The following is an 11,925-nucleotide window of genomic DNA, read 5'->3' as shown; positions in this document are numbered from 1 at the left end:
GAGAAGAATCGTGCAACATTTTTAGTCTGTCAAAGTCAAATTAAAATCAATATCAGAAAATTATTTTTGCACAACCCTTTGAAAAAAGTTTATTTTTGCACAAAAATTTTAGTTATGATACAACGAATTCAATCTGTATATCTTTTAGTTTCTACCCTTTTACTTGGTCTTTTGTTTTTATTGCCCTTTGCCGAAATCGTTAAAGACGGCGCTATTTACACCTTTAATTTTAAAGGAATTTTATTGGATGGTGCAGTTCAGCAGAGTGGTATAGCTATCTCCGTTTTTATAGTAGTTCTTATGGCTTTGCATGGTTTTGCCATTTCAAGTTTTAAGAACCGCAAACGCCAAAAAATGATTGTTATTTATATAATACTGATGCTGTTGGTATTGTTCGGATTGTTTATTTATTACACATACCTTTCTTTCAGCGGCGCTCAAATCGGTTTAAAAATCGGGGCGATTTTACCTCTTGTGGCAATTGTTATTGATTATCTGGCCATTCGGGCGATTGATAAAGACGAAGCGTTGATCCGTTCCATTGACAGAATCAGGTAAGGTAAAAAAGTCATTAGTCATTAGTAAAAATAACAAATCAACATTTTCTCTTAACTAACAAGAAAAAGTCACTGTTTGCGTTAGGCTGGAATAGTCATTGGAAAATTTTCTAATAGCGACTTTCCGAATGACTGATGACTATTTTCCATCGCCAATCAGTTTTATATCGTTTTTAGTCCAACAAATTTTGGATAGGACAGCTATTGACTAATGACATTTTTCCTATTTTCTACTCGATGATTCCCTTATGATCAATTCGGTAGGCAATGTAATGGTCTGGTAAGTCCGTTCTTTATTTTCAATTTTGCGGATAATCAATTCAGCCGCTTTTTGTCCCATTTCAAAGCCTGGTTGCGCGATGGTTGAAATAGAAGGCGAAACAACTTTTGAAAAGGGTTCATTACTGAATCCTACGATTCCGATATCTTCAGGTATCCGAATTCCTTTATTCCGCAGATAAATCATAACGCTGAGAGCAGTCGTGTCATTTCCACAGAATATGGCATCCGGTGGTTCCGGCAGGCTCATTAATTGCTGAACAGCCAGCACACCTTCTTCGCTGGTCAGCGTGTTCACGATAATCAAAGATTCGTCGAAAGCTATTCTATTTTTACGAAGTGCATCAATATAACCGTTTTTCCGGTCGAGGTAGGTGGTCAGGTTTTGTGGTCCGGCAAGATGGCCAATTCGCTGGTATCCCTGATCAATTAAATGCTGAGTTACCCTATAAGCTCCTGCAAAATCATCAACTACAATTTTATCGGTTTCAATTTCGGGAACAGCACGGTCGAAAAACACCAATGGAATGTGTTTTTTACTAAAAAGTTTCAAATGATCGAAAGTGTCTGTCTGCATGGCGATGGAAATAATCAGTCCATCAACCCGGTTCGAAAACATTGACTGCACAATGCTGATTTCCTTTGCCGCAAGGTCATTCGATTGCGAAATAACCACATTAAATCCGGCCTTAAATGCCACATCTTCAACACCACTAATTACTGATGAAAAGAAATGTCTGTTTATCAACGGAACCACGATACCGATGGTATTCGATTTTTTGTTCCGGAGATTGGACGCAAGTGTGTTTGGGCGATACCCCAATTTGTCGGCCACAGCTTTGATTTTTTCCTTTGTTTTCAGGCTAATTCGCGGATTATCATTCAGAGCCCGCGACACGGTTGATGCTGATATTTCCAGCTCTCTGGCGATGTCATGAATGGTTGGTTCGGCATTCTTATTTCTATTCATAATCATTCAGTAATTTGTACAAATATGCTAATAATTTCTTTTTTAAACATGAAACTTAAAATATAAATGCAATCGATTGCGCATTCGTAAATAACTTTTATCTTTGTAATTCTATAGTTCAACTGGGTTAACAATTAACCATTAAACATTTTATACCATGTCAATCATTTTTGAAGAACGTTTTGCTGCTCATCCTAAGGATGTGAAAAAGTATGATACTGCACAGTTGCGCGAGAATTTTCTGATCGAAAAAGTAATGGAAGCCGACCAAATCCGTTTGGTTTATTCGCATTACGACCGTTATATTTCTGGTGGCGCAGTTCCCGCAACCGCACCATTAGAACTGACTGCAATTGATCCGATGAAAGCCGCTTATTTCTGTGAACGGCGCGAATTGGGTATTATTAATGTTGGAGCTAAAGGTTCTGTAATTGTTGATGGAGTGAAATATTCGGTCGATTTCAAGGAAGCATTATACATTGGGAAAGGAGCCAAACAGATCACTTTCAAATCTGAAAGTGCAAGCGAACCAGCCCGTTTTTACCTGAATTCAACTCCGGCACATAAAGAATTACCCAACCGCCACATTACCTTGAAAGATGCCAATGTGTTGCAAATGGGTTCTCAGCTCACATCTAACGAGCGTCAGATTAATCAGTTGTTGATTAGTAAAGTGGTTGAAACTTGTCAGCTTCAAATGGGAATGACTGAACTTCGCCCCGGAAGTGTTTGGAATACCATGCCTGCACATACGCACAGCCGACGTATGGAAGTGTATTTCTATTTTAATGTTCCCGAAGGTCAGGCAGTATGTCATTTTATGGGACAACCTCAGGAAACCCGTCACATTTGGATGCAGAATGAACAAGCTGTTATCTCTCCAAACTGGTCGATTCATTCGGCTGCCGGTACGAGCAACTATATATTTATTTGGGGAATGGCTGGCGAAAATATGGATTACACCGATATGGATGTGGTTCAGCCCAACCAATTAAGATAAAAGATCTTCATGAACAGGCGAAACGCATTCAAATTTTTATCCATTCTGGGTCTGGCTCCATTGGCTGCCCGGGTTCAGGCATCAACTCCTGTTGTTGCTCCTGAAGTTGTCGATCGTAAATATTGGTTGAAGGTACTTGTCAAAATTGCCGATCCTCTTTTGGAGTCGCTGAGTAAGGGTGAACTTCGAAAAAATATGCCCGTTGAATGCAAACAGGGCATGGATGCTGATCGCCGAAAAGTGACTTATCTGGAAGCATTTGGAAGGTTAATGGCAGGAATGTCTCCCTGGTTGGAATTGGGAGCCGACAACAGCGAAGAGGGACAGCTCCGGAAAAAATATATTGCCCTTGCCCAGAAAAGCATGAAAATGGCGGTTGATCCGCAGTCGCCTGATTTCATGAATTTCACCGATGGTGGACAACCGTTGGTTGATGCAGCATTTCTGGCTCATGCCATTTTACGGGCACCAAATGTTTTGTGGAAACAATTGGATCAAACCACTCAGCAACAAATCGTTTCAGCGCTGAAAAGTAGCCGGGTGATTACTCCCGGATATAGTAATTGGTTGCTTTTCAGCGCCATGGTTGAAGCTTTTTTGCTTTTTGCGAGCGAGCAACACGATGAATTGAGAATGGATTTGGCCATCCGTAAACATATGGAATGGTACAAAGGCGATGGTATGTATGGCGATGGTCCTGATTTTCATTGGGACTATTACAATAGTTATGTCATTCAACCTATGTTGCTCGATATTTTGGGCGAATTGATGAAGCACAGCACAAAGTACGAAAAGACTGCAGATACTGTGATTAAGCGTGCACAACGCTACGCCTGTATTCAAGAACGTTTAATTTCTCCGGAAGGAACTTTTCCTGCCATCGGACGTTCGTTGCCATACCGATTCGGTGCATTTCAACTGTTGGCGCAAATGGCTTTGCAACATCGTTTGTCTGACGAGTTAAATCCGGCACAGGTTCGATCGGCTTTATCGGCGGTTATTCAGCGAATGATAGAAGCTCCTGGTGTATTCGATTCAAACGGTTGGTTGCGCATTGGTTTCTTTGGTCATCAACCCAATATCGCCGAATCCTACATTTCAACCGGAAGTTTGTACCTCTGTTCGGTAGGATTATTGCCTCTGGGCTTGCCCCCTTCTGATCCTTTCTGGGCGGATGCTCCGATGGACTGGACTTCCAGAAAAATATGGAGTGGTCTGGATTTTAAAGCTGATCATGCAATTAATGATTAATTCAAAACAATTTTAAAATAAGCGATATGAATAAATTATTTGATTTAACCGGAAAAGTTGCCCTGATTACCGGTGGAACTCATGGTATTGGAATGGCCATTGGCAAAGTGCTGGGCCAGGCAGGTGCTAAAATTTGTGTGAATGATTTGAGTGAAGAAAAACTCGAAGCTTGCAAAGCACAATACAAAGCTGCCGGCATCGATGTTTTTACTGTTGTATTTAATGTAACAGATGAAGCTGATGTTGATCGGGGAATTTCAATTATTGAGAAAGAAGTTGGTTCTGTAGATATTTTGGTTAATAATGCAGGAATCATTAAACGTATCCCAATTCTTGATATGCCAGTTGCCGATTTTAAACAGGTTATTGATGTTGATTTGGTTGCACCATTGATCGTTGGGAAACGTGTTGCCCCGGGAATGATAGCCAAGCGTTCAGGTAAAATCATAAATATGTGTTCGATGATGAGCGTTTATGGTCGTAATTCTGTTTCTGCATATGCTTCAGCAAAAGGCGGTTTAAAACTGTTGACAGCAAACATGTGCTGCGAATGGGCTAAATATAACCTTCAGATTAATGGTATTGGACCTGGTTACATTGTAACTGCTCAAACGGGCCCAATTCGCGAAAATGGTCATCCTTTCAACGATTTGGTGATGACCCGTACGCCAGCAGGTCGTTGGGGCGAACCCGAAGATGTTGCAAACGCCGCACTTTTTCTTGCATCAAAAGCCAGTAATTTTGTGAACGGACATATCCTTTATGTTGATGGTGGTATCCTTGCCAATTTTGGTTATGTGAAAGGTGAAAATGAAATTCCGATGTAAAAAGGAGTTTTTAGTCTTTTTATTTCGTTAAAGAATAGGTGATCCGATCAATTTAAGGGTTAAAATCAGGAATAGCAGCTGATTTTAACCCTTTATTTTTTATAAATCCGATAAAAAAATAATTATTTTCTCAATCCATCGCACTGAATTTTAATGAAATCCGACTAAATATTCTGATGTTGTTCAGTGTTAAGTTTCTGTTAATTAATGATATGAATTTACGTGAACTTGGTTTATGGTATTGAAAAATGCCACAAAAATTCTACTAGTCTGTAAAATGTTTTTTTTAACACATATTAACATTAACCATTTTGGCCTTATTTAATATACTTTAGTATCGTTAATTCAATCACGCAAAAACTGAATTAATGCACGCAAACACGAACAAGATCGAAAACTGGTTATTTATTAGTGATCAGACTTTTTATATCATTAAATCTTCATGATGTAATAGTCTGTTTTCTTCCAAAATTTCGCAGGCCTTTCGGCTGATTTTTCATGTTTTGATGTTTGCATTTAGATAAACAAATCTCCAGAGGGAGTTTTACAAACGAGTAACGAACCAAATTATTCATATAAACTAAATGCCTATGTAAGTCTCTGAAATTAAAGAATCCAGAAGTCACTCATTCGACTTTCTTTAATCAAGTTGTTTCTAATCACGTTATTATCACAAATTAAACATTAAAATTTATGAAAAAAAGTAAATTAAAAGGTATCTGGAGAATTTCAGCATTGCTGTTGTTCTCGTGCTTTTTAGCTCTTACCTCATTTGCGCAACAAAAAACTCTATCCGGAACGGTTATTGGTGAAGACGGAGGTCCGATACCTGGAGTTACCGTAGTAGTTAAAGGAACTACTACCGGTACGATTACCGACATGGATGGAAAATTCTCTTTTTCAGCGCCAACTAACGCTAAAACTCTAAGTGTTTCATACATTGGTTTAAAAAGTCAGGAAATTGAAATTGGATCTCAAACCAGTTTTAAGGTGACTTTGCTTGCTGATGTTGTCAGTGTTGATGAAGTTGTAGTTGTTGGTTATGGTACTCGTAAGAAAGAGGAGATAACCGGATCTATTTCAACTGTTTCAAACGAACAGATGAAAATATCGAGTGCTCCAAGTGTGGTAAGCCGCATGCAGGGACAAATCTCAGGGGTAACCGTAAATTCGGGTAATACTCCAGGTTCTGATGCTGTAATTCGTATCCATGGTATTGGTACAATTAATAATGCCGATCCGTTGTATGTTATCGACGGTGTTCCGGTAGGCCCGGGTAATAATATTAACCCTAACGATGTTGAATCAATTTCTGTATTAAAAGATGCTTCATCGTCTGCTATTTATGGTAGCCGTGGTGCAAATGGTGTAATTTTGATTACAACCAAACACGGACGCCAAAATCAGGAAGCAACAGTAACTTTGTCTGTTCGGACAGGTATTTCAAATGCCACCAACCAGTACGACATGTTGAATACAGCAGAATATGGTCAAGCTGTGTTTCTGCAGAAGAAAAATGGCTATTCTTTCGCCAACCAATATGGCAATGGAACATCTCCTGTAATTCCTGATTATATTCTGCCTACAGCTGCTATGGAAGGCGATCCTGCTGCCGATGCTTCTAAATATGTCTATCCTACTAACCAGATTATTAAGGCCAACAAACAAGGTACTAATTGGTTTGACGAAATTTATCGGACAGGTGTAATTCAGGAATACGATCTTTCTATTTCTGGTGGTGGAGCTAAATCAACCTACTCATTGTCTTCAAATTATTTGAGCGAAGAAGGTTTTTTGATTCATACCGGTTTTAAAAGATACAATTTCCGCGTGAATGCCGATACTAAATTTGGTAACTGGCTGAAAGTTGGAGAATCTCTTCAGGCTATTATGATTCATCAAAATGGTGATTTAGCAAACAATGGTGAAGGTAATGCGGTTTCAATGGCATACCGTATGCAACCAATTGTTCCTGTATATGACATCATGGGTAATTTTGCGGGTACAAAAGCTCCTGGAACTGGTAATGCAGCCAATCCTGTTGCTATGCTCGATCATGCAAAAAATAACGATGGCAAATGGTTTCGCGTACTCGGTAATATTTACGGTGAAGTTACCTTGATGAAAGGTTTAACAGCTAAGAGTTTATTTGGATACAATATGGGACAGTGGAATGCGAAAACTTATACCATTCCAACCTACGAAAATGCTGAACCAAACATGGTTCCAGGTTTAACTGTTGACTCGAACTATTCTATTTTATGGAACTGGTCAAATACTCTTAACTACAGCACTACCATTAAAGACATTCATACAATCAATGTAGTTTTAGGTACTGAAGCTGTAAATAATACTTACCAATGGATGTCAGCCGGACGCAGTCAGTACTTCTCATTGGCACCTGATTATATGCAACTTACCTCAGGTGAGTCAAATAAAGTGAACGATGGAAACGGATCATCATGGTCATTATTCTCTCAGTTTGGACGTGCCAACTATGACTTGATGGGTAAATATTTCTTCGAAGCTACAGTTCGTCGTGATGGTTCTTCAAGATTTGGAGCAGCCAATCGTTACGGAGTATTCCCTGCTGCTTCTGCTGCTTGGGAAGTTAGTAAGGAAAGCTTTATGGCTAGTTCAAAAACATGGTTAGACCTTCTTAAAATTAGAGCAGGTTGGGGTAAATCAGGTAACGACCAGATTGGAGAATACAACATGTATTCAACCTTTGGAACTAATGGTTACACTGCTGCTTATAATTTAAATGGATCACCAACCTCTGCTATTGCTGGATTTGAACCATCAACAAAAGGTAATGCTGATGTAAGCTGGGAAACTACTCAAACAATCAACGCTGGAGTTAATGCATCTATGTTGAATAAAAAGTTGACTGCATCTGTTGACGTATGGCAGCGGAAAACTTCGGATATGCTTTATCGTTTAAGTGTACCTCAGGTAATGGGTACTGCAACTCCACCTTTCGTTAACATTGGTGAAATGAAAAATACCGGTATTGATATTGAAGTTGGCTACCACAATACTGCATTGGCAGGCAAATTATCTTATGCTTTGAATGCTACCTGGTCGCATTATAAAAACGAAGTTGTATCTCTTTCAAACAATTTAAAAGAAGTTGTTGGATACTCAGAACGTCAGGTTGAATATACCCGTGCTACTTCAGGCATGGCTTATCCAATGTTCTATGGTTTAATCGCCGATGGTATTATTCAGACAGCTGCTGAAGCTGCTGCTGCACCTCAGTTTGCTGACTACACCACAGTAGGTCACTATAAATACCGTGATTTAAATGGTGATGGCTTAATTACAATGGACAAAGACCGTACTTTTATCGGCGACCCTCATCCTAAGTTTGTTGGAGGTTTAAACGTTGATTTGGGTTATGGCGCTTTCGACTTGAATATGTTCTTCTACGGAAGTTATGGTAATGACTTGATCAACTACGTAAGCCGCTGGATCGACTACGGTCAGTTCGTTGGTGGATTAAGCAAAGATGCTCTTAATGATACATGGACACCTTCAAACACTGGTGCCAGATTGCCTATGCTTGATGGAGCATCACGTTCACAGGAGGCTTCTACCGCCTTTATTGAAGACGGATCTTTCTTAAGACTTAAGACAATGAGATTGGGTTATACATTACCAAAAAATATCCTCGACAAAGTAAAGATGAAAAGTTTGAGAGTGTATGTACAGGCAACAAACTTGTTCACCCTTACTAAGTACCGTGGTCTCGATCCTGAAGTAAATACCTTGTCAAACACTGCTGGAGAAGGAAACCGGATGGGCGTTGACAAAGGATCATGGCCAACACCTCGTCAGATTACATTGGGTTTGACCCTTGGTCTGTAATATTTGTGAATAGTATTAATTTAAAACAAAGGATGATATGAAAAAATTATCAATTATAATGGCTTCCGTTTTTCTAATGGCCATATCTTTCTCTTGCGCTGATTCGTTTTTGGACAAAAAGCCGCTTGGATCGACTTCCGAAGATGTATTCTATAGCGAAAAGGGCGTTAATGCTTTGTTGACCGGAGCTTATAGTATGGTTAAAGGGTCAGCTTTATGGTCTGTTAGCTGGGGTGCATCTATCACAAACTGGACCTATGGTTCCGTTGCATCTGACGATGCTGGTAAAGGTTCATACATTGGCGACCAGATTCCAGTTAATGAAATAGAACAATGGAATATGTCAACAACAAACAATTATCCTGCGGATAAATGGTTGTTAAATATTGGAATGGGTGTTAACCGTTGTAATATTGTTTTGAATGTAATTACTAAAACTCCAACCTTAGCCGCTGCAACAGCTACTGAATTACAAGCTGAAGCTCGTTTTTTAAGAGGCCTGTATTATTTCGAAAGCTGGTTGGTTTTTGGCGATAAAATTCCATTGATCCCTGAAGATAAGGTTGATGTTGCTAATACAATTAGTAATGACAATCCTGCAGGTGCTGTTTTGAAATTCATCGAAGATGACCTCGCATTTGCTGCCGCTAACCTTCCTGCCAAGCAGTCACAACCTGGCCGTGCAACCAAATGGGCTGCAAAAGCTCTGGCTGCCCGCGCTTATATGCAGGTATTAGATTATGCAAGTGCAAAACCTTTGTTAGACGACATTATCACTAATGGCGGATTTACATTGGCTGACAAATTCTTTGACAACTTCCGTATTGCAAAAAATAACAATTCAGAATCAATTTTTGAAATCCAACGGAATGTGAATGACATCAACGAATCTTTGAATGGTGAAATGGGAATTGGCTTAAATGCGCCTTATGCTCCTGAATTGGGTATGTGCTGCGGTTTCCACCAGCCAACTCAGAACCTGGCCAATGCTTTCAAAGTTGATGCTGCTGGTTTACCATTGTTTGATACCTTTAACAATACCGATTTAAAGAATGACGCAGGTATCGCTTCAGGTGATGAATTTATTCCAGCTACTGATTTGCTTGATCCTCGTATCGACTTTACTATGGGTCGCCGTGGACTTCCATACATGGATTGGGGTATTATGCGTGGTTCTGACTGGATCCGCGACCAGGCATGGGGTGGACCTTATGTAACTGTTGAAAAAACGTTCTTTTACAAAGCTGAACGCAATAGCTTATCAACAACTACAGGTTGGCAGACAGGTATCAATGCCAACAACTTCCGTTACCTTCGTTTGGGTCATATCTTGTTGTGGAGAGCTGAAGTTGCTGCTTCTGAAGGCGATTTGGCTACTGCATTAAATTATGTTAATCAAATACGTACCAGAGCTGGTAAAGAAGTTGTTATGGGTAAAGTTAATCTTTATAAGCTGGGTGATAAGTCTATTAATGATGGTGATACATGGAAACAATACGTAGACTTCACTGTTCCTGCTGCCAATTATAAAATTGGAACATATACTGCTTTTGCAAATAAAGATGAAGCCATGAGGGCTGTTCAATGGGAACAACGCCTTGAATTTGCAACTGAAGGTATGCGTTTCTTCGATTTGAGACGTTGGGATAAAGCTAAACCAGGTAGTATGAAAGCCACTCTGGAAGCTTTTGCCGCTGCTGATCAAAGAGTAAGACCACTTGTAATGAAAGGTGCTACATTTGATGAAAAGGATAAATATCAACCTATTCCTCAAGTTCAACTTGATTTGGAACCTGGTGTTTTAAAACAAAATACAGGTTACTAATCTATTTGGTTAATTTATAATGGCGGCTGCTTCATCTGGGTATGGAGCAGCCGCTTTTTTATATATATTTAGTGCGTAATACCTAATTATATGGCATGGCGCTGAATTATATATGGATTTTCTTCTTTGTAGTTGCTTTTGTTATTGGTCTGGTTAAACTCATTTTCTTTGGTGATGTCGCTATTTTTTCTCAAATGATGAATTCGTCGTTTGAGATGGCTAAAACAGGCTTTGAAATATCTATTGGTTTAACCGGTGTTTTGACCTTGTGGATGGGATTTATGAAAATAGGAGAGAGAGGGGGCGTGGTTAAAATATTCTCACGTTTTGTAGGCCCGTTTTTCAATAAGTTATTTCCATCGTTAGGGAAAGAACATCCTGCTTATGGGTCAATAATGATGAATATTGCAGCAAACATGTTGAATCTCGACAATGCTGCTACTCCAATGGGGCTGAAGGCAATGAAGGAAATGCAGGAAACAAATCCAACCAAAGAAACTGCTTCTGATGCTCAGATTATGTTTTTGGTTTTGAATGCTTCTGGCTTGACAATTATTCCTATCAGTATTATGGTTTATCGGGCTCAACTCGGCGCAGTTAATCCTTCCGATATTTTTATACCTGTACTTTTGGCAACTTTTTTCGCGACATTAGCCGGATTAATGGCCGTTGCATGGCATCAGAAAATTAATCTGATTGATAAGACTATAATTTCTTATATTGGTGGCCTGACTCTTTTTATTGCAGGAATAATCTGGTTTTTTTCCGGATTACCTAAGGAACAGATTCAGACGATATCAAGTGTATCAAGCAATCTGTTTATTTTTTCGATTATTATTGGTTTTATGTTGCTTGCTTTTCGAAAGAAAGTAAATGTTTACGATGCTTTTATTGAAGGCGCAAAAGACGGATTTCATACTGCTGTTATGATTATTCCATACCTGATTGCAATATTGGTTGCTATAGGCGTTTTTCGAACTTCAGGAGCAATGGAATGGTTTATTTCCGGAATTGCCTGGTGTTTTCAGCAATTGGGAATCAATACCGATTTTATTCCTGCATTGCCAACGGCCATGATGAAATCGTTGAGTGGCAGTGGTTCAAGAGGAATGATGGTTGATGTGATGAAGATGTACGGAGCCGACTCGTTTGTTGGAAGGGTGGCTTGCACCATTCAAGGCTCATCTGATACGACTTTCTATATTCTTGCGGTTTATTTTGGCTCGGTGGGCGTTAAAAATACCCGATATGCACTGACATGTGCGTTAATTGCTGATTTTGTCGGCGCAGTAGCAGCCATTCTGATCGCTTACATGTTCTTTCATTAAACCTTAAATCCTGAAGCA

At 39.4% G+C, this 11,925-nt stretch carries 8 protein-coding genes; 7 read left to right on the top strand and 1 reads right to left on the bottom strand.

The features are described from left to right. The first annotated feature begins 114 nt into the window (after positions 1-114). Complete coding sequence (locus AQPE_RS02625) at positions 115-558, top strand: DUF4293 domain-containing protein (protein WP_318349493.1); 444 nt, start codon at positions 115-117, stop codon at positions 556-558. A gap of 222 nt (positions 559-780) precedes the next feature. Here AQPE_RS02625 and AQPE_RS02620 read toward each other — a convergent pair whose 3' ends face one another. Continuing rightward, positions 781-1,806: a LacI family DNA-binding transcriptional regulator gene (locus AQPE_RS02620; RefSeq protein ID WP_318349492.1), complete on the bottom strand. Its 1,026-nt coding sequence runs from the start codon at positions 1,804-1,806 to the stop codon at positions 781-783. A gap of 157 nt (positions 1,807-1,963) precedes the next feature. Here AQPE_RS02620 and kduI point away from each other — a divergent pair, with 157 nt between their 5' ends. The 6 genes from kduI to AQPE_RS02590 all read left to right on the top strand — a co-directional run bounded on the left by kduI (position 1,964) and on the right by AQPE_RS02590 (position 11,907). After that, entirely contained in the window at positions 1,964-2,806 is an 843-nt protein-coding gene (gene kduI, locus AQPE_RS02615) for a 5-dehydro-4-deoxy-D-glucuronate isomerase (RefSeq protein ID WP_318349491.1), read from the top strand. 9 nt (positions 2,807-2,815) lie between these two features. Then, entirely contained in the window at positions 2,816-4,057 is a 1,242-nt protein-coding gene (locus AQPE_RS02610) for a DUF2264 domain-containing protein (protein ID WP_318349490.1), read from the top strand. Positions 4,058-4,083: 26 nt separating this feature from the next. Next, positions 4,084-4,884 (top strand): gluconate 5-dehydrogenase, encoded by an 801-nt coding sequence (locus AQPE_RS02605; protein WP_318349489.1) that lies wholly within the window; start codon positions 4,084-4,086, stop codon positions 4,882-4,884. 693 nt (positions 4,885-5,577) lie between these two features. After that, the gene (locus AQPE_RS02600; protein WP_318349488.1) at positions 5,578-8,754 is read left to right on the top strand and encodes a SusC/RagA family TonB-linked outer membrane protein; all 3,177 of its coding nucleotides are present in this window, start codon (positions 5,578-5,580) and stop codon (positions 8,752-8,754) included. Between the two features lie 37 nt (positions 8,755-8,791). After that, positions 8,792-10,579: a RagB/SusD family nutrient uptake outer membrane protein gene (locus AQPE_RS02595; RefSeq protein WP_318349487.1), complete on the top strand. Its 1,788-nt coding sequence runs from the start codon at positions 8,792-8,794 to the stop codon at positions 10,577-10,579. A gap of 95 nt (positions 10,580-10,674) precedes the next feature. Continuing rightward, positions 10,675-11,907 carry a nucleoside recognition domain-containing protein gene (locus AQPE_RS02590; protein ID WP_318349486.1) on the top strand — a complete coding sequence of 411 codons (1,233 nt, stop codon included), beginning with the start codon at positions 10,675-10,677 and terminating at the stop codon, positions 11,905-11,907. Positions 11,908-11,925: the final 18 nt, after the last annotated feature.

Origin of the sequence: Aquipluma nitroreducens, assembly GCF_009689585.1 — a bacterium.
GTDB lineage: Bacteria > Bacteroidota > Bacteroidia > Bacteroidales > Prolixibacteraceae > Aquipluma > Aquipluma nitroreducens.
The sequence above is the reverse complement of the archived record's forward strand: the minus strand, read 5'-3'. Positions and strand labels throughout refer to the sequence as shown.